We start from the raw sequence: 19,834 nt of genomic DNA on the forward strand, positions 1-19,834 counted from the left end.
ACTCTGGAGAACCAAGCATTTTCTGTTGCGCTCAGGCTTAAAAATGAACGATAATGGGGCTGTTGGAATTACAGGGAGTTTGGGCAGTTAGGGGGAGTCAACATGCTGGATCGGCTGATTAGTCTGCCATTCACGATGACGGGTGAGGAGCGCAGAGAGCTGCACATACTTACACTTAAGGAAAATATTTCGAGAGGTAAGCTGTTTGCTAAAATTATTATAGGCATTGAATCAGCTTTGGCAGTCACTGACTTGGCAGCGTCTTTCACTAAGATACACGATAGCTTTCATTTCAGCTTTTATTTTATAATGTATGTTTTCATGATCGGACTGAATGTGGCTTTTCTGCTGGGAGCTGCGGCCTATGAAAGAGATGCCAAACAGGTGGAGGGCAGGTATCGGCTGTATGAGAAGCTGTTCATCGTATATGCGTATACTTTTGTGATTTGGGGTTCTGTCGTGACGTTGTCCGATCAGCGGCTATATGGGCAAGTGATGGCTTTTGTAATTAATCTGGTCAGCATTTCAGTCATCTTTTATTTCAACAACAAAATGATGCTGTGCCTGTATGGAGTCTCGGCAGGACTGCTGTATATCGGGCTCCCCTTGTTCCAATCGTCTTCGAATGTACTGATAGGACACTACATAAATCTGACTTTGTTCCTTTTCTTTACCTGGGTGGCGTCAAGAATTCTCTATGTGAACTATTGCAGCAATTATTATAACCGGATACTGCTGGGGAACAGCCACCGCAAGCTGGAGGAGCAGGTGATTCAGAATGAAAAGGTACATCAGGAACTGGCCCGGGCCAACGGGGAGCTGCAAAGGCTATCCCTTATCGATGCGCTGACAGAAATTCCGAACCGCCGTGCTTTCGACCAAAGGATGCAGCAGCTGTTAAGCTCAGGCAAAGAAGCAGCCAGTATGGTTGCTGTATTAATCATTGATATTGATTACTTCAAACCTTTCAACGACAACTACGGGCATGCTGAAGGGGACCGGATCATTAAAGAAGTGGCTCAGGTGATTCATGGGGAAATGGAGGGGGAGCGGCAATTTGCAGCCCGGCTGGGGGGTGAAGAGTTCGTGGTTGCAGCTATTGATACCGGGGTGAACGGGGCCATGGAGCTTAGTGAAAGAATTCGTATGCGTATTCAACAAATGTCTGTTCACCACGGATATTCTGAAGTCAGCTCCTATATTACAGTGAGCATAGGCGCCGCCGCAGGTGAAGCGGCAAATCCGGGGGATATTGCGCTACTGACAGAACTCGCAGATCAGGGGTTGTATGTGGCGAAAACGAGCGGCCGCAACAGAGTATCCACCGTAAGCGGCACAATGTAAAAATCCCGCCTGCAGCATGAAGCTGGAGGCGGGACATTGTTGCTAACGGTTAACCTTTGATATACATCCGGTTGTAATATTCCTCCAGCATCCGTTTGCTCGCGAATTCGGTACGGGTGGTTTCGATGCTCTTGCGCATCATCTGTACCCACTTCTCCTTATCCTTATAGAAGGTTGGGAGGACGCGGTTCAGGAGTGTGTCGTAGAGGGCATCGCTGTCATGCTGGTCAAGCACAGCGAAATCATTCGTCTCGAAGCCGTCTCCAATCTGCCAGCCATTTTCCCCGTCGATGCAGGCTTCCGGCCACCAGCCGTCAAGGATGGAACAGTTCAGGACACCGTTCATGGCAGCCTTCATGCCGGAGGTGCCGCTGGCTTCCAGCGGACGGCGCGGATTGTTGAGCCAAATATCGGAACCGCGCGTCAGCATTGCTCCGATCGTCATATCGTAATTTTCCAGGAACACTACGCTCTTCGGATATTTTTTCATCATGGCCACGAGGTTGCTGACGATTTTTTTGCCGTTGTCATCCAGCGGATGGGCTTTGCCGGAGAATACGATTTGGATGCGGCCACTCTCCAGGTAAGGCTCAATAATCTCAGGTTGGGAAAAAATCAGGTCGCTGCGTTTGTAAGGTGCCGCCCGCCGGGAGAAGCCGATCAGCAGATTGTCCGCATTCAGCGAGATGCCGGAACGTTCTTCAATAAAACCGATTAACTCGCCTTTGATCTCCTTATGTGCGGCCCACAGATCGCCGTCTTCTTCGAAGGCTCTGGTCATCCGTTCATCGACCCAGGTTGGGGTATGAATGGCATTGGTGATGCCGATGATCTCCGAACGGCCCGCGACTTCCTTCCACATTTTATTCGCGGTATCGGCATGAAGCTGGGCCACAGCGTTAGAGATACGCGACAGGCGTAGTCCGGCTACGGTCATATTGAACGGATCACCGCCGATGCGCTCCATTTGGTCACGGGTCAAGCCGTTAAAAGCACTCATATACTCCAGACGATCCAGCGGATGCGTCTCATTGCCTTCCTTAATCGGTGTATGTGTAGTGAACACAACCTCTTCCCGTGTAGCTTTCCAGGCTTCTTCAAAGGTGCTGCCGCCGGACATTTTTTCACGGATTAGTTCAATAGCCGCCAGTGCCGCATGTCCCTCGTTGAAATGGTAGACGTCAATCGGAATATCCAGTGCGCGCATGGCTTTTACCCCGCCTATTCCGAGGACAATCTCCTGTGCGATCCGTTCTTCCCCAAACCAGCCGTAGAGCTGGCCCGTAATCCAGGCATCTCCGTTCTCCGGAATATCCGTATCGAGCAGATACAGTGGATTATTGCCGAAATGATCGGTTTTCCAGACCTTGCAGACTACATCGATCTTGCGGACCTTAACGGTGACCTTTACGCCTGTATCCTCAAGGAAATCATAGACGTAATTGTGGTAGGAGTCGTAGGGATCGCCGTTAGCGTCAATCTTTTGGTCCGTGTAGCCTTGCTTCCATTTCAGGCCGATGGGGATGATTGGAGCGTTAATATCTTTGGCACCCTTGATGTAGTCTCCGGCCAATATGCCCAGGCCACCGGCGTACATTTTGAAGTCGGAATGCAGTCCGTACTCCATGCTGAAATAAGCTACTGACGGTAATTGGTTCTGGTTCACTTGATAAGCCTCCTAAATACATAGTAGAGTAAAAACTGGCGTTACTGCAGGCTTAATCTAAGGTGCAAACGTTTGCTCAAATGGGCAAGAAGCTTTCCTGGAAGCGATTGCACATCTATTTTAGCACATTTGAAGAAAAAAAGCATACCGAATTTTTAAAAAGAAATGGCCCGGTGTAAAGCAGCATTTTCCCTAAACGATTGGATGGCTCCGTGGAGTAGGCCCCGCAGGCTAGGACTGAAGTAGCGTTGCAAATTCCGGCCCGAGCTTATTATCCCGAAAATTCATTTCTGCTCATAAAGTGAGAGCCGGCAGCCGAAATAAATAAAGATATTTATCACAACATAGGGGGAACCGGTCACATGAAAAAAACCGTCAGTATTCTTGCAAGCTGCTTGCTGGCCATCAGCATGATGTCAGGAGCGGCACAGGCCAAATCCGAAAACAATAATGGTAGGGGGAACGGTAACGGCAACGGCAATGGCAAAAGTATAGTAGAAGCTCCAGCTGCGGTGCCTGCTAATGCAACAGCACCAACAGACAAGGATAAAGACAAGGACAAGGACAAGGACAAGGACAAGGACAAGGAAAATGTGAGTATCAAAGAAAAGGATAAAGAGTCCGTTACTACTGTTACCTATGCTACATATGAAAATAAGGGCCATAATGGATATAAGGGTCTTCTGCATGCAATCGAAAATGTAAAGGACAAACCGGCAGGGGCCGTGATTGCAGAGCTTTTATTGACCCAGTATCCTACGGATCTGACACCAGAAATGAAGGCTGAGCTGGTAGCCATTAAAGATAAGGATGCCGCATTGTCGGCACTTGCGGAGATTTTGAACCAAAAGGGCAGTGTAACCGATGCAGTATACGTCCAGAAAGAAGCTATTCTGGCTAACGTAAAGAATCTGAACTCGTATAAAAAGCTTGGTAAGCTGTATGCACAAACCGGCAAAAACGGGGTAAAGCTGTACGTTAACGGAGAAGAGTCCACCTCTGGCGTTGCTCCTATTGTTACATCCGGAAGCACATTGGTACCGTTCAAGGCGATTGCTGAAGCCTTGCAGGCTGAAGTGGTATGGAATGGGAAGGAGCGTTCGGTGACCATGACCCGCGAAGGGACTACGGTAAAGCTGTTTATTAATAACAAGACGGCGTATGTCAACGGTAAGGCAGTCACTCTTCAGGTAGCGCCGGCCATCGTTAAGGGCAATACGGTTGTGCCTGTCCGCTTTGTCAGTGAAGCTCTGAAAGCTACTGTGAAGTGGGAGCCGGAATCCCAATCGGTAGTCATCTACGAAGAGTAGAGGATAACAGCAGCCTCAGGCTGCATAGCAGCGCATGTTCAAGAGGAAGTTATTTCTCGCAGAAACGGTACCGTCCCTTAAAGGACGGTACCGTTTCTGCTTAGTACAGAGAGAAATGGGGTTTGATAAAACCGGGTAAACCCGAGTAAGATAGAGTGTAACAAGTTAGGATGGTGAACAGATTGGGTATAGTGATAATCGGCAGCCTGAACATGGATATGGTGGTGCGCACAAGCCGGGCACCAGAGGCCGGAGAGACATTGTTCGGACAGGACTTTACCCTGTCTCCAGGCGGGAAGGGCGCAAATCAGGCAGCAGCAGCAGCCCGTCTTGGCGCAGAGGTGACGATGATCGGCAGAGTAGGTAAGGATGCCTTCGGCAGCGAGCTGCTTGAGGTCATGCGCCAGGAGCATATCCATACCGAGCATATTGGACAGAGTGAAACACTTAGTACAGGGGTCGCTTCCATCGTTGTGGACGGAGAAGGGGAGAACCGGATTATCGTTGTGCCAGGGGCGAATATCGAGATGGGTCCAGCGGATATTGCAGCACTTGCGCCGATCATCAGCCAGGCGGAAATGGTGGTCTTGCAGCTGGAGACGGACCTCTCTATGTGTGCACATGCTGCGGCTATCGCCGACAGGCATGGAATCCCGGTAATCCTGAACCCTGCACCGGCCCGGGCTCTGGATGATGCATTTCTCCAGCATGTTACCTACCTGACACCCAATGAGACGGAAGCGGGCATCCTGGCAGGAATGGCCGTGAACAGTATTGATGATGCAGAGCAAGCGGCGCGTATTTTGTTACAAAAAGGGGTCAGTAACGTTATTGTGACCCTCGGTCCCAAAGGAGCGCTAATTGTGAATCATGCCGGAAGTCTGCATATTCCCGGTTTTCCTGTACAAGCTGTTGACACGGTAGCGGCTGGAGATTCTTTTAACGGAGCCCTGGCCTGGCAGCTTACCAAAGGAAAGACGCTTGACGAAGCAGTCAGATTTGCGAATGCTGTCGGTGCGCTGGCTGTGGGCAAGAAGGGTGCGATTCCGTCGCTGCCGCAGCTGCCGGAGGTTGAGCAATTTCTCCAGGACGCTGCTGATCAGTAAATGAATCTTAGCTACACGCTTATACATAAGGAGCTGAAGGAAATGAGCGGTACAGTAACTGTTAGACAGGTAACCCTTGGTGAGGATATTCCCAAAATCTGCGTTCCACTGGTTGGAGCTACGGCAGCTGAGCTAATAGCAGAAGCAGAGGCACTGAAGGAGCTGGCACCGGATCTGGTGGAATGGCGGAGCGACTTTTTTGCAGAGGTTGAAGATCTCACCGCAGTACAGGAAACCTTGTCCGCAATCTCCTCCGTCCTTCCGGACATTCCGCTGATCTTCACGTTCCGCAGTGAAGAGGAAGGCGGCGAGCGGGCGATTGCTAAGGAATATTATATCCGGCTGAATCAAGCGGCTGCAGAGAGCGGCTGCGTCGATATCATCGATGTGGAGCTGTTCAAGGGGGAGGATATCGTTCGTGAGTTAATTGCGGCTGCGCATGCCTGTGGGGTGTTCGTGATCGTCTCGAATCACGATTTCCACGGAACACCCTCCCAGGAGGAGATGATCTCACGGCTGCGCAAGGCCCAGGAGCTTGGCGGGGATCTGCCCAAAATCGCTGTCATGCCGCAGCATGCGGGTGATGTGCTGACGCTACTGGCTGCGACGAATACGATGCGGGAACAGTATGCGGACCGTCCGATCATTACGATGTCCATGGGCGGAGAAGGTGTAATCAGCCGCCTGGCCGGAGAAATCTTTGGCTCAGCGCTGACCTTTGGCGCAGCCCACAAGCCCTCGGCTCCGGGCCAGGTGGCGGTAGCCGAGTTGCGCAGTGTGCTTGCGCTGCTGCACCGCAACCTGTAGAATTGCGGGCATTCAAGGAATCAGGAAATACAGGCAGCTCCATCAGCTGGAGCTGTCTTTTTGCTGATCCTGCATCATAATTCCCCGCTCCTTAAATACCTCCTTGGCTACAAAGGTCGCATTCAGCACACGCGGAAATCCGGTATAAGGCACACAATGCAGGATGGCTTCCACGATTTCTTTAGGAGAAAGTCCTACATTAAGCGCTGCATTGATGTGAACGGTGAGCTGAGGCTCGCAACCGCCAAGCGTAGTGAGTGAGGAAATGGTGACTAATTGGCGCTGCCGCAAATCCAGTCCTTCGCGGGGATAAATATCGCCAAAAGCAAATTCGATCACAAATCTGCCCAGATCAGGAGAAATGTCCTTCAGCGAATGAATTACATTTGTCCCGCCCTTGCCATCCACCTCCATCAGCTTTTCCCACCCGCGTTCATAACGTTCTGTTGTCATAAGGTAACCTCCGATGAATAGAGTTTTTTACTTCTGGACTCAGGTTACAGCTTAGAGCGCGCTCTAATGCAACTGTTTATTTTTTGTGGTATGATTCCGCCATGGAGAACTTACTTACGATTCAGGAAATGTCCCGCCTGACGGGACTGTCAGCGCATACGCTGCGGTATTACGAGAAAGTTGGCATGCTGGAAGGCGTGTCCAGGAATGAACAGGGCTACCGGGCCTATTCTGAAGCTGATGTATCTTGGGTACAATTCCTAGTCATTCTGAGGGAGCTGGATATCCCCATCCGGGAAATGAAGCGTTATTCCGATCTGCGCAGCCAAGGTCCGTCGACTGTTCATGAGAGACGATTGATGCTGGAAGCCCACCAGAGCAGGGTCCAGCAGCAGATGCGGAAGCTTGGCGATAATCTCGGGAAGATTGCCGACAAGATTCAGTACTACAAAGGAATGGAGGAAGAGGTGGAGGCGGGTATAAAATAGAGCGGCAGCGGGATGATCCGCTGCCGCTCTGACTTTTACAAACGTGTAGAATAAGCCTACTCTTGTTCCGATCCGGTATACACATGAACGGCATCCCTCAGAAACCTGGCCGCGCCGGACCGGTTTTTGTCGTAGTAGGCGGTGAACCGCTCATCATCGACATACATTTGTGCGACTCCGGCATGGGCCTCTTTGGTATAGGTATCCCAGTAGAAGGTCAGCCATTGACGGTGCAGATCGGCGGCTTTTTGGGCCAGTACGCTTGCCGGATCACCGTCCTCCATGGCCTGCTCCAGTGCGGCGAACATCTCAGCCTCCGTCTCCTGAACCCTGTCGTACTGTTCCTCCGTCATATTTCTCAGCTTGCGGTTCGACTTCTCTACAGCTTCATCTCCATATTTTCCGCGGATTTCCTGTCCATACTTCTGCTCGTTATCGTCGATCAGCTTTTGCTTAAAGCCTGCGAATTTCTCTTCATTACTCATAGTTATTCTCCCTTCGGTTTGTGCCAGTGTCCGCTCGACGTTCAGGATCAGCCTATCCAACTGCTGTCTCCGCTGAAGCAGCTTCTCATGATGCTCGCGCAGGGCCTGGGCGCCGTCAAAGGAAGGTGCGGTTACAAGCGCTTTGATCCCTTCCAGACTTAGCCCCAGCTCCCGGTAAAAAAGAATCTGCTGCAGCCGGTCGACCTCAGCCTGACCATAGATACGGTATCCCGAGGAGTTGATTCTCGCCGGCTTGAGAATACCAAACTCATCGTAATACCGCAGGGTCCGTGTGCTGATTCCCGCAAGCGCCCCCAGCTTCTGCACGGTATACTCCATCATTTCTTCAGCCTCCAGCTCATTCTCAGCGTGTATTTGAATAGATCGCTTCGCGTCAGCGACTTGCAAGCAGCTGCTTGCAAATTGAATGTACACCTTTACGTAACGGCAATGTCAATCTTTTTTATGATAAAAAAAACAGCGGCAGTCTCCCTAGTATACCCACTAAGGGAACTGCCGCTGTCATATGGCGATAATGAATGCAGTTTTACTTTTTGCCGAGCTGTGCTGCAAAGTAGGCCTGCAATTCCGCCAGCTTGCGTGGATCAGCCAAAGCGTCCTCAGCCGGGAAATAGTGCTCGGCAACCAGGTCCCAGGTGGGAACGATCTTCTGCGCGTTCATCGCTTTGATTGCGATCTTGACTGTCTTGCGTTCTCTGGCATTGGAGAAGGTGTCCACATAGTGCTGGGAGCGCTCGAAGTCGAGATCCGGGAAGACGGCGCGGAAAATTTCCGCTGTCATCTTGGCATCGTCCAGCGCGCGATGCGCGGAGCCGGAAGGCTCCAGCTCGAATAGGGCCATCGCCCCTTCGACGCTGATATCATTGGTGAGGCTGCGGGCACGCAGCACGCCTTTGAGCAGATCGAAATAGGTGGCAGACAGCCAGTAGGTATCATCCATTTTGTGCATGCGGACATCCTGAATGATCCGTTTCATATCCTCACCGCCCCACGTCAGAAGGAGAACACCGTCCAGGCTCTGATCCAACCAGGCCCGAAAGGCTGTAATCACCCTAGGGAACCGGTCGGCCACGTCTATATCTTCCTGGGGGATGCCCGTTTTTTTCTTAATGAACGAATTCAGGGTAGAGAAGTATATGGGTTTGATCAAAGCCGAGAATTCATCCTTATATTGCAATGAAGCGTCTAACCGGACGGCTCCAATCTCAATGACCTCCATAGGGTGCTCGCTGGCAAATTTGCGGCCGTTGAATTCGATGTCCAGAATAATATAATCCACAGGTAATGCCTCCGTTTCAGTGACTGGCGCTAGGATTGCCTTAAAATACGCCGACTATTCTATTTTAGCAAAAAAACGCAGGAATGGGGAGTTCAGAGGAAGAAACCAGACTTGAGCCGATTTCGGCGGTAATGGAAAATCTGCTTGCTTTCATCAAAGAAAACCAGTAGGGTGAGCAGGAGGAACAGGATGATATTTGCCTCGTCTGCATGGAGGTGTGCGGTGATACAGCCGTGGAAACGGATGGTACTCTGTAAGGAGGGGCTGGAATGGATACAGAAACTCTGCTTTGGAAGCATATATGCGAGCTGGAGGAGGAGCTGCTGACCACGGAGGTTCGGACATCACCGCAGCAGCTCTCGCTGCTGCTTGCGGATGACTTTTTTGAATACGGAAGCTCCGGCACAGTGTGGCATAAGAAGGATATGACGGGTGAAGGAGGTGCGGGTGCGGTGAAGCTGACACTAAGTGAGTTTGCGCTCCATCCGCTATCTGAAGAGGCTGTGCTGGCTACCTACCGGACATTTAATGCCGTGAACGGGCGGAATACGTTGCGCAGCTCGATCTGGAGGTACAGGGATGGGCGCTGGCAGATGTTTTTCCATCAGGGGACACCGATGCCTCCGCAGGATTAAAGCAAGATTAGGATGCCTTAATCCCGGATCACATGGCCCTGCCCGAGCGTGATTTCCACAAATCCGGCCATTTGCTTGGCTTGATAGCGGATCGGCCTGATGCTGCCCATAATGATGATGTTACGGACATCGGCTGTACCTTCTGCAGGAAGAGCAAAAGCTTTGATATAGGGGAATTCTTCGCTAAGGGTCGTGTGGATGGCACCCATCAGGCGGTCCCTTTCGCTTCTGCCCATCAGGTTCATGATGATCGAACCGCGGCTGTTCAGCTTGGAGCGGGCCAGGGCAAAGAACTCGCTGGAAACCAGATGCTGCGGGGTACCGTCTGCGGTAAAGGCATCCAGAAGGATGAAGTCATAGCGGTGGTCCGGCTCACTCTCCAGAATGCTGCGCCCATCCCCGATAACAACATTGTCCTGGCTGCAGCCAAAGTGCTGCCTGCTGAGCTTCACAACCTCTGCATTTACCTCGGCGGTCTTAAAGCGTTTCTCTGCGAAGTATCCGGCGATCGTCCCGATGCCATGTCCAATGACAAACACATCCTCGAACATCGCCCCTCCTGACTCCATTAAATGGATCATTGCTCTAGGATATTCAAAGACCACCCGGCGGGGGTGGTTCAGATCAAGGGCTCCCTGAATAGCGTCTCCCGAAAACTGCAGCACGCGGAATCTGCCTCTCTCACCATATAATTCTGTGGTATCGTAAACTTGGATTCCATGCCCAGCCCCAGCGGTGCTTAACCATAGCTGCAAAGCGATCATTCTCCTTAAACAAGTGAAATGCGTTTATATTCGTTCGGTGTGACGCCGACTATTTTTTTGAACAGCTTATTGAAATAGGCGGGATCGGGGTAGCCGACTTCAGCTCCGATCTCGTGAATCTTCAGATCATGGGCATTCTTCAGTAGCTGCTTGGCCTTGCGGATACGGATTTCAATCACATAGTCGGTCAGGGTCAACCCGGTTTCCTGCTTGAACAGCTTGCTCAAGTAGCTTGGTGTCAAAAATACCATCCCTGCCAGCATGTTCAAATCGGCGTGCTGATTGTAGTGGGCTGCTACCCAGCGCTTCACGGTTTCGACAGCGGTACCTGACAGCTCCAGACGGTGCGTGCGGATTATGCTTAATGCGTCTGTGAAGGTGGAGATGAACATCCGCTCGATCTCTTCAAAGCTCATGCAGGTCTCGATCTGTTCTTCAAGCGAAGGCCGGCTGCTTACTCTGTAAACGGCTCCGAATTCCTGAAGCTCCTTGCGTGCTGTGTCCTCAACTTCCCGGCAGGCCCGCAGAATATGTTCAGGACAAGCCCGCTGCGACTCCAGCAAAGAGAACATGGAATGGAGATGTCCCAGAACGCCGGATATATTCAAAATTTGCAGATCGTGAATCAACGGCTCACGCACAGGCGCAAAGGGATCACTCAGGCTGATGTCCGCATCCGGAAGCTCCTGAGCAGTAATATAATGCAGCGGCTGCGAATTGTAAATCCCTGCATCACAGGCCCGCTTGGCTTCCAGGTAGGCGGATCTAAGCTTGGAGGGAGTGCGGTATGAGCCGCTGACTCCGGCATGGAGGCATTGTCCGCTGCTTGCTGCCCGGATAGTCCCGTCGATACGATTCAATTCCGCAGCTGTTAAAGGCTCGGCAGAATACCAGATCCATACATACAGTCCCTTTCTGATTTCCAGAAGGTCAAGCAATATTTCCTTCTCTTGCCGCAGACTGTCTGAACAGGCACAGACGGTTTCCCGCGAGCTTCCTTTGAGCACGAACACGGAGAAGTAAGGCTGGGGCAAGGTAAGGCTGCTTAGAAGGATTTCGGATGGCTGCTCGACATGCAGCAGCGAGAGCAGAAGCCCGGAACGCTGGCGTTCTTCTTTTTCCCGAAACATCCTCTGCTCCTCATCCAGACGGTAGAGCACTTCAAAAAGCTGCTCTTTGTTGATAGGTTTCAGTAAATAGTCCACAGCAGAGCTGCGGATTGCTTCCCGGGCATAATTGAATTCTACAAATCCGCTCATCAGCAGCGTACGTATCCGCGGATACCCGGCTTTGAGCTGTTTGATCAGCTCGAGCCCGTCGACATGCGGCATCCGGATGTCTGTAATGACCACATCAATCTGAAGGGAGGGAAGGGCATCCAGCAGCTGCTTGCCGTCGCCATACGTTCCTATGACAAGAAAGCTGCTGCTCTCCTTGCCTATCATCCGGGCCAGGCCCTCGCGAATCAGAATCTCATCATCTACAATCACAATACGCAGCAATCCGGAATCCCTCCTTAAAATAACTAGTATTATTCCTCCCGGAGACGGCTGGTGAGCGCTTCAATGCATAAGGTGACACGGGTGCCTCTGCCGGGCTCGCTGCTTACGCTTAGACCGAGCAAAGGGCCGTAATGCAGGCGGATCCGCTCGTTCACATTCCTAAGGCCAATACCGAACCTTTCACCGTCTGCTCCGCTTTTCAGGCTGTCGTTCAAAGCACGCAGAGTGTCACTATCCATACCCACACCGTCATCCTCTACGCAAAATACGGCTTTGCCATCCTCTTCCCAGCCTTTGATGCTCAGTGTACCGGGTCCTACCTTCGGTTCCAGGCCATGAAAGACAGCGTTCTCGACGATCGGCTGCAGGACCAGCTTAATGACAGGAAGGGGGAGTAATGCTTCCGGCACTGTAATATCCAGTTTGAATTTATCCGGGAAGCGGATCTGCAGCAGATGCAGATAATTCCGTACATGGTCCAGCTCGTGGCGGATCGTAACCATCTCTTCGCTGCGGACAATGCCGTAGCGCATTTGCAATCCGAGCAGATAGGTCAGCTCCGCGACCCGCGGGTCCTCGCTGCTCTCGGCCAGCATACGGATCGATTCCAGGGTGTTATAAATGAAATGCGGGTTAATCTGGTTCTGCAGTGCCCGCATATCGGCTTTCTGTTTTCTTTTTTCCGTCAGAGAGACCTCCTGCAGCAAATCCTTGACCCGGACGATCATCCGGTTGAAGTGGCTGCCAAGCATGCCAATTTCATCGTTGTATTTGGGATGCAGCCAGACCTCCAGATTGCCGTGCTGCACCTGCTTCATCAGCCGGACCATCGATTTCAGCGGTTTTGTCAGCGCATGCGAGATGATCGTAGCGACGAACAGGGCAAAGGCTATAATCGCGAGTGTGGTCAGAATCAGTGTATTGCGGTTTTTCTCTACAGGCGACAGAATACGGGATAGCGGAATGGTAACCATTGTCGTCCAGCCGGTTTGCTTGGATACGGTGTATACGGCCAGGTAGGGCTGTCCGTCCAGCTCAATCTGAAAATGTCCTTGATCCTGTTTCACATGACCCAGCAGCTGCTGCCGGGTGAGCGCCTGCTTTTCGGGAGTTGCCTTCTCCGTATCTTCACCGTCATACATTAGCTTCCCCTGATCATCCACCACCAGGGTATTGCCCTGAGTCACAGCATTTACGGGATCCAGAATACCCTTGAATAGGCGGATGTCGATATCGAAGACGAGAATTCCGATGCTTTTCAACGTGCTTACGGAATAGATCGTGCGCAGCACACTGAAGACCTCCCGCTGTTCGGACGAGTTCACCTGGATGCTGTGTCTCCCCTGAATGACAGGAGCCGTTCCTCCGGCTTCGCTGAGGCTTTTCCATGTAGACAGCCGGTCCTTCGGAAAAGTCATGTTGATACCTGCAGCCGTATCGTAAAAAACGGAATCGTACTGGTCCACCATATAGACGGCCAGGATTTCGCTTTTCGTGGGTTTCAGATAACTGAGGAACATCGACATGGCGGTATTTTTATCCCAATCGGTGCTCTTCTGCGTCAGGTAGAGCTGCACATCGGTATTATACAGCGGTAAGGTAGTATACCGTTTCAAGTCTGCCACATAGCGGTCCATCGTATCCGATGCGTTCGAGGTCATTTGGCCCGCGCTGTCCGTGGCACTTTCCAGAACAGAACTGAACATGGAGCGGGAGGACAGATAGCTGACATAAGTAATGGGCATGGAAATCAGAAATACAAACACAACAATCAGCTTGCGCTCCATCGGCAGGTCAGCCAGGAACAACCACATTTTGCGAAAAATCCTCAGGATTGTTGACAGCACGTTGTTATTCCTCTCGGTACATTCCTTTCCCCTTATTTAACCGCGCCGCTGGTTACTCCTTCAAAAATGTAACGCTGCAGGAAAAAGTACAGAATCACTGTCGGCAGCAAAATCAGCAGAATCGCGGCACAGATCAGGTTCCATTCCCCGGAGTTGACCCCCTGGAAACGCATCAGGATGGTGGTGACCACGCCAAGGCTCTGTTTGGGCATATAAAGGTAAGGGATGTACATGTCATTGTATATGCTGATCGTCTTCAAGATCACTAGCGTAGCTGTCGCCGGGGTCAGGAGCGGGAAGATGATCGAACGGTAGATTTTGAACAGGGAAGCACCCTCCACCATGGCACTCTCATCCAGATCAACCGGAATGTTGCGGATGAACTGCAGATACAGAATGATCTGGATCACGTCTGCGCCGATATACAGGACAATTGGAGCGCCGAGCGTGTTGTAGAGACCCATGTTCTTGATGATGCCGAAGGTGGCAACCTGGGTGGTGATGCTTGGGATGATGGTGGCTACGAGATAAGCCCCAAAGACGACCGGTTTCATTTTAAAAGAGAAGCGGCCAAGGACATATGCTACCATTGTCCCAAACAGAATGTTCAAGGTCAATGTAATTATTATAATCACGAGGACATTGCCGAAACCGCTGAGGAGCCCACCGCGCTGGAAGACGGCAACAAAGTTGTCGAAGTTCAGGAAGCTTTTTGGCAGGGACATCGAGCTGCTTGAATTGAATTCATCTGTAGATTTGAAGGCATTGACGACTACCACATAAGGAGGGAAGAGGACGACAAAGACCCCGATCAGGAGTGAGACGTATTTGATAATATCAACCAGACGAAATTTAGTGTGTGTCATGTTTATTTGTCTCCTCCCCGGTTAAGAACCAATTGCTGTACCAGCAGCACAATAACAACAAAGAACAGCAGAATAATGCTCATGGCTGAAGCCAGGCCGTAATTGTTATATGCGAATGCTGTCTCGACCACGCGCTGCACATAGGTCTGACTTGCGCCGGCCGGGCCGCCTTTGGTGAGTACGAATGGCAGGTCGAAGACCTCAAGCGCACCGGTAACAGTGAGGAAGAGATTCAATTGAATAACAGCCTTCATATTCGGCAGGGTCACTCTCCATAGGGTCTGAAAAGAGCCGGCACCGTCGATCTTGGCCGCTTCATAAATATCGCGCGGAATGGCCTGTAAAGAGGCGATGTAGATAACCATATTGTAGCCCATGAAGCGCCAGAAGCCGGTGGAGGCCAGTGAGTAGTTGACGAGGCCTTCGGTCCCAAGCCAGCTGGTCTGGGCCAGATGGTGCAGTCCGATGCTGTCCAGGAACAGATTCAGCGAGCCGTTGGTGGTATCAAATACATAGCCGAACATAAAGGCAACGGCAACGCCGTTCATAATGTAGGGCAGGAAGAGCATAATCCGGAATCCGTTGCGGCCCCGCAGCTTGCTGTTCAGCACAACAGCGAAATAGATAGCCACTACGTTCTGGACAATCCCCATGACGAAGTAAGCAAAGTTATGGATGAATACCTTGAAAATATCAGGATTGCTGAAGACTTCGCGGTAATTATCCAGTCCTACCCAAGGCTTCTCGGGGCTGTAGCCGTCCCAGTTCGTGAAGCTGTAGTAGATGAGCTTGAGTGCCGGATAATACGTGAATGTAGCCAGCAGCAGCAGCGGAATGAGCAGAAAGGATACGATAATAATCGTTTTTTGTTTGCTATAGGATAATGTTCCTAACATCACTTGACCTACTTTCCTTGTGAGCGCTCTGTGATTTATGGCAAAATGGATTATCCGTAAAGGCGATAATCCATTTTGCGCCGTGTTATAGGATGCTAACGTTACAGCGTGACTTGAGATTAATAGCCGAGGTCTTTCTTAGCTTTAGCCCAGGCTTTATTCCATTTGTCAAAGACGGTTTGCGGATCTTTGGCAAGTACAAATTCCTGAAGCATGGCTGGAATATCAAGCTGTGCTTTGTTAGTGATTTCGGTAACCTTAGGATCATCCGGTGTACCTTCTTGCAGAGTTACGCCGGTAGCCTGGAATTCCTTCAGCTGAGGCAGCTTGGATTCTTTGCCTTTCAGCGGAGAGATAAATCCGGCAAAATCTTCATATCCTGATTCTTCGATCATCCATTTCACGAAGGCTTTGGCAGCGTCTACATTTTTGCTGTCCTTAGCCACGGCATAGAAGAAGTCAGGGCTGAGCGGAGCAGTAAGTTTACCTGAGTTGTCATAAGGAAGCGGGAAGAAACCTACGTTGTCAGAAGTTGTACCTGCGCCGACGACTTGATTGATTACCCAGTTGCCAAGGAAATACATGGCGAACTTGCCGGCTGCGATGTCTTTCTTGGATTGTTCCCAGTTGGTGGAGTTGATGTCTTTTTCCAGATAGCCTTTTTCGTTAAGCTCTCTCAGAAGGCTGAATGATTTGCCATAACCATTATCCATAGTGAAAGGAGTGTCAGTGTTCAGCTTGTCATTAGGGAAATCAGCTTTGTTCTCAATGATGCGAGGAACTGCAAATACCCAGTCGTTAAGCGGCCACTTGTCTTTGAAGTTGGAAGCCAGTGGCACAATACCTTTGGCTTTCAGCTTTTCGCAGGCAGCCAGGAATTCGTCCCAGGTCTTAGGAACTTCCGTGATGCCGGCATCGGCGAAGGCCTTTTTGTTGTAGACAATCCCGGAAGTGGAGTTACCTGTTGTAATTCCGTAGAGCTTGCCTTCATAGGATTTGAAGTCTTTAAAGGTAATCTTGTCATTCAGGCCAAGATCGTCCAGGGAAGCAAAATATTTAGGCAGATCCGAGTTTGGAATGCTTGGAACGAACATCACATCTGGAAGCTCTCCACTGGCCATTCTAACTTTGGCTTGCTGGTTGTAGTCGGTTTGGGAGGCTTCAAATTCGACCTTGATATTCGGGTATTTCTCATTAAAGCGCTTAACATATTCGTCATACTCTTTGCCGATCATGTCGGTTCTGTTGGTGAGGAAGGTGATTTTGCCGCTGATGTCGGTGCCGCTTGCTGCGGCCGGTTCAGTGGTTGCTGACGCATTACCACCGGTACCTTCAGTATCCGTAGTTGCTGCAGGCTTGTCTGTGGCTGAGGCGGCATTATTATTGTTGTTGGAGCCGCAGCCTGTCAGGGATAAAGAGAAAATCATGATGATAACAAAACATAACGAAAATAACTTGTTTCTCATTGCGTTGTCCCCTTTTTCGTTTTATTGTTAGCGTTTACATTAGTTATTATAACGATAAATTTCGGATTGAGAAATGGATTGAATTATTATTTATTGTCTTTATTTATTCTGTTTAAATGAATATAATTAGTTTGTTGCTAACAATAGGATAACAAAATACAATGGAAATGAACATTATTCATGAAAGCGCATGCTTACAATACTTTAGGACGTATGTTTTCCAAGTGAGTCTGGTATGATGCAGACTCAAGGAGCTTAGGCTCACAACACTTAAGCCCATGCTTCCGTAGCGAGTTTTGTACGATGTGATTACAGGATGTCTATGCTCACAAAACTTTTAGGAGGTTCTAATGAAGCACATACAACTGAAATTGGACAACTGGCAATTTAGAGCATGTGATGAAGAGGAATGGCTGCCGGCAGCTGTACCTGGAACGGTGCATACTGATCTGCTCCGCAATGAACGAATCCCACAGCCCTTTTATGGAAAGAACGAGCATGACCTGCAATGGATCGATAAGAAAGACTGGGAATACCGGACGGTCCTGCAACTGGAAGAGAAATGGCAGCAGCATGCTTGTACTGAGTTGGTCTTCAAAGGACTCGACACGTATGCGGATGTCTATGTAAATGATGTGCATGCGCTCTCAGCAGACAATATGTTCCGGGCCTGGACTGTGGATGTGAAGGGGCTGCTGCAGACCGGGCAAAATGAGATTCGCGTGAGATTCCGTTCCGTAGTGAATGAAGATCTGCCGAAGCTGGAACAGCTGGGTTATGCGCTGCCGGCACCCAATGACCAATCCGAGCTTGGCGGACTTGGGGGACAGCAGATCAGCGTATTTGCCCGCAAAGCGCCGTATCATTACGGCTGGGACTGGGGGCCAAGATTCCTGACCAGCGGCATCTGGCGTGAGGCTGTGCTGGAAGGCAGGGATACCGTTGCTATTACAGATGTATATATCCGGCAAAATGCGGTGAACCGGGAAGAGGCCCGGGTGACTGTGCTTGTGGAAGTGGATGCCCCGTCCGGATGGAACGGTCTGCTGCGGATCAGCAGCGGCGGTCAGGAATGGATGAAATCCGCTGCGGTACAGCCGGGCAAGCAGACATTGGAGCTGGAAGTTGTCCTGGATCAGCCCCGTCTATGGTGGTGTAATGGTCTTGGGGCACCTGAGTTGACTGTATTTCGGGCAGAGCTGCTCCAGGAAGGGAAGGCCGTGGCGCAGACTGATGTTACTACCGGACTTCGGGAGATCAAGCTGGTCCGGAAGCCGGATGACCGTGGGGCTTCCTTTTATTTCGAACTGAATGGTGTGCGGGTTTTTGCCAAGGGTGCCAATCATATTCCAAATGACAGTTTTTCCACGGAAGTTACCGAGGAGCGTTATCGTCATGAGATCGCCTCGGCAGCAGCCTCCAATATGAACATGCTGCGGGTATGGGGCGGCGGGATCTATGAAGAGGAAGTTTTTTACCGGCTGTGTGATGAGTTCGGGCTGCTGGTCTGGCAGGATTTCATGTTTGCGTGCAGCATGTACCCTGGTGATGAGCCATTCCTGGAGAATGTGCGCGAAGAGGCTGTCTATAATGTGCGGAGATTGCGCAACCATCCGTGCATCGCTTTGTGGTGCGGCAATAATGAGATGGATTCGGCGTGGTCGCACTATGAAGACAATATGGGCTGGGGCTGGAAGGAAAAGTACAGTCCGGAGATCCGTGAGAAGCTGTGGAAGGATTATGAAGCAGTATTCCATCGTATCTTGCCGGAGGCTGTAGCCGCCTGTCACCCGGATGTGGATTACTGGGCATCTTCACCGATGCGGGACCTTACCCATGACCTGAATCAGCATGCCACGCGGATTGCTGGTGAAGGGGATGTGCACTACTGGGGGGTATGGCATGGAAGCGAGCCTTTTGAGAACTACAACGTTAAGGTTGGCCGCTTCATGAGTGAATACGGCTTCCAGTCTTTCCCTGAGCTGAAATCGGTGCTTAGTTATGCGGAAGATCGCGATATGGCGCTGGAATCTGAAGTGATGCTCGCGCATCAGAAGAACGGGCGCGGCAACCTTCTAATTAAGGAATACATGGATATCTATCTTCCGCAGCCGAAGGATTTCAGCAGTTTCCTCTATATGAGCCAGATTCTTCAGGCAGAGGCCATGCGGATGGCTATTGAGAGCCACCGGAGAAACAAACCCTACTGCATGGGTACGCTGTATTGGCAGATGAACGATTGCTGGCCGGTAGCCTCCTGGGCGAGCATGGATTACTACGGCCGCTGGAAGGCGCTGCAATACACAGCGCGCAATAGCTATAAAGATCTTCTGCTCTCCATTGACGGCTCGGACGGGCATACCCTCAAGGTGCATGCCGTTTCTGACCGTCAGGAAGCGTTTGAAGGCGAACTACAGGTCCGGCTGCATGACTTCAGCGGCGCTGTGCTGCAGGAATGGTCACAGCCGGTGACCCTGGCAGCGGACACTACAGACGTCGTATTTATGGCAGGACTTGACGGATTGCTGGAGGGCCGCGAGTCTGACCGTGTTCTGTTCACTGCGTCTTTGCTGGCTGAAGGCCGGCTGCTGGAGCATAAGCACCATTACTTCGTGTCCGCCAAAGAAATTGCGCTGACCCTGCCGCACCTTACGGTGACAGAGGTTCCCGGCAGCAGCGGACTCAGCTTCAAGGTAACCAGTAATGTGCTGGCGAGAGGGGTGTATCTGACTACGGAAGAGGAAGGAATCTTCTCGGATAACTTCTTTGACCTGCTTCCAGGGGAGACGAAGACTGTGGAATTCTTCCTGCGCGGCAGCGGGGAAGCGGACTTCGTGCCGGCTGCTCCGAAGGGTCTTGAGATTCGCTCGATGGCGGATTACGTGGAATAGAGTCTTTG

Annotated in this window: 17 protein-coding genes; 7 read left to right on the forward strand and 10 right to left on the reverse strand. The window is 51.0% G+C overall.

From position 1 onward, the window contains the following. Window positions 1-102 precede the first annotated feature (102 nt). Complete coding sequence (locus tag A3842_RS01245) at window positions 103-1,344, forward strand: GGDEF domain-containing protein (RefSeq protein ID WP_074100168.1); 1,242 nt, start codon at window positions 103-105, stop codon at window positions 1,342-1,344. A gap of 49 nt (window positions 1,345-1,393) precedes the next feature. On the opposite strand, the gene glgP is transcribed toward A3842_RS01245, so the two are convergent. Further along, the gene (gene glgP / locus A3842_RS01250; protein ID WP_074100169.1) at window positions 1,394-3,010 is read right to left on the reverse strand and encodes an alpha-glucan family phosphorylase; all 1,617 of its coding nucleotides are present in this window, start codon (window positions 3,008-3,010) and stop codon (window positions 1,394-1,396) included. A gap of 362 nt (window positions 3,011-3,372) precedes the next feature. On the opposite strand from glgP, the gene A3842_RS01255 reads away from it, so the two are divergent. From A3842_RS01255 to aroD, 3 genes are all read left to right on the forward strand, one after another. Next, a complete protein-coding gene (locus tag A3842_RS01255; protein ID WP_074100170.1) occupies window positions 3,373-4,320 on the forward strand; it encodes a copper amine oxidase N-terminal domain-containing protein in 948 nt (315 codons plus the stop codon). 191 nt (window positions 4,321-4,511) lie between these two features. Next, window positions 4,512-5,426, forward strand: a complete 915-nt coding sequence (gene rbsK / locus A3842_RS01260) for a ribokinase (RefSeq protein WP_256701427.1) — start codon at window positions 4,512-4,514, stop codon at window positions 5,424-5,426. Between the two features lie 42 nt (window positions 5,427-5,468). Continuing rightward, complete coding sequence (aroD, locus tag A3842_RS01265) at window positions 5,469-6,233, forward strand: type I 3-dehydroquinate dehydratase (RefSeq protein WP_074100172.1); 765 nt, start codon at window positions 5,469-5,471, stop codon at window positions 6,231-6,233. A 42-nt stretch (window positions 6,234-6,275) separates the two neighbouring features. Here aroD and A3842_RS01270 read toward each other — a convergent pair whose 3' ends face one another. Then, a complete protein-coding gene (locus A3842_RS01270) occupies window positions 6,276-6,686 on the reverse strand; it encodes a carboxymuconolactone decarboxylase family protein (protein WP_074100173.1) in 411 nt (136 codons plus the stop codon). 101 nt (window positions 6,687-6,787) lie between these two features. On the opposite strand from A3842_RS01270, the gene A3842_RS01275 reads away from it, so the two are divergent. Continuing rightward, window positions 6,788-7,174 (forward strand): MerR family transcriptional regulator, encoded by a 387-nt coding sequence (locus A3842_RS01275; RefSeq protein ID WP_074100174.1) that lies wholly within the window; start codon window positions 6,788-6,790, stop codon window positions 7,172-7,174. Between the two features lie 56 nt (window positions 7,175-7,230). Here A3842_RS01275 and A3842_RS01280 read toward each other — a convergent pair whose 3' ends face one another. Together A3842_RS01280 and A3842_RS01285 are read right to left on the reverse strand one after the other, a co-directional pair. Further along, on the reverse strand, window positions 7,231-7,998 hold the full coding sequence (locus A3842_RS01280) for a MerR family transcriptional regulator (RefSeq protein ID WP_074083308.1): 768 nt from the start codon (window positions 7,996-7,998) through the stop codon (window positions 7,231-7,233). 208 nt (window positions 7,999-8,206) lie between these two features. After that, entirely contained in the window at window positions 8,207-8,959 is a 753-nt protein-coding gene (locus tag A3842_RS01285; RefSeq protein WP_074100175.1) for a 3'-5' exonuclease, read from the reverse strand. 269 nt (window positions 8,960-9,228) lie between these two features. Between A3842_RS01285 and A3842_RS01290 the strand changes: the two genes are divergently transcribed. Then, a complete protein-coding gene (locus A3842_RS01290; RefSeq protein ID WP_074100176.1) occupies window positions 9,229-9,594 on the forward strand; it encodes a nuclear transport factor 2 family protein in 366 nt (121 codons plus the stop codon). Between the two features lie 17 nt (window positions 9,595-9,611). Here A3842_RS01290 and A3842_RS01295 read toward each other — a convergent pair whose 3' ends face one another. From A3842_RS01295 to A3842_RS01320, 6 genes are all read right to left on the reverse strand, one after another. Continuing rightward, on the reverse strand, window positions 9,612-10,358 hold the full coding sequence (locus tag A3842_RS01295) for a spermidine synthase (protein WP_074100177.1): 747 nt from the start codon (window positions 10,356-10,358) through the stop codon (window positions 9,612-9,614). 5 nt (window positions 10,359-10,363) lie between these two features. Beyond that, window positions 10,364-11,860, reverse strand: coding sequence for a response regulator (locus tag A3842_RS01300; protein WP_074100178.1), 1,497 nt, complete (start codon window positions 11,858-11,860; stop codon window positions 10,364-10,366). Window positions 11,861-11,889: 29 nt separating this feature from the next. Beyond that, the gene (locus tag A3842_RS01305) at window positions 11,890-13,707 is read right to left on the reverse strand and encodes a sensor histidine kinase (RefSeq protein WP_074100179.1); all 1,818 of its coding nucleotides are present in this window, start codon (window positions 13,705-13,707) and stop codon (window positions 11,890-11,892) included. Between the two features lie 32 nt (window positions 13,708-13,739). Then, complete coding sequence (locus A3842_RS01310; RefSeq protein WP_074082794.1) at window positions 13,740-14,573, reverse strand: carbohydrate ABC transporter permease; 834 nt, start codon at window positions 14,571-14,573, stop codon at window positions 13,740-13,742. A 2-nt stretch (window positions 14,574-14,575) separates the two neighbouring features. Then, complete coding sequence (locus tag A3842_RS01315) at window positions 14,576-15,469, reverse strand: carbohydrate ABC transporter permease (protein ID WP_074082796.1); 894 nt, start codon at window positions 15,467-15,469, stop codon at window positions 14,576-14,578. A 119-nt stretch (window positions 15,470-15,588) separates the two neighbouring features. Then, a complete protein-coding gene (locus A3842_RS01320; RefSeq protein WP_074100180.1) occupies window positions 15,589-16,935 on the reverse strand; it encodes an ABC transporter substrate-binding protein in 1,347 nt (448 codons plus the stop codon). A 350-nt stretch (window positions 16,936-17,285) separates the two neighbouring features. On the opposite strand from A3842_RS01320, the gene A3842_RS01325 reads away from it, so the two are divergent. Next, window positions 17,286-19,826, forward strand: coding sequence for a glycoside hydrolase family 2 protein (locus A3842_RS01325; protein WP_074082803.1), 2,541 nt, complete (start codon window positions 17,286-17,288; stop codon window positions 19,824-19,826). The last annotated feature ends 8 nt before the right edge of the window (window positions 19,827-19,834 follow it).

Source organism: Paenibacillus sp. P3E (assembly GCF_001909045.1).
Taxonomy (GTDB): domain Bacteria; phylum Bacillota; class Bacilli; order Paenibacillales; family Paenibacillaceae; genus Paenibacillus_AQ; species Paenibacillus_AQ helianthi.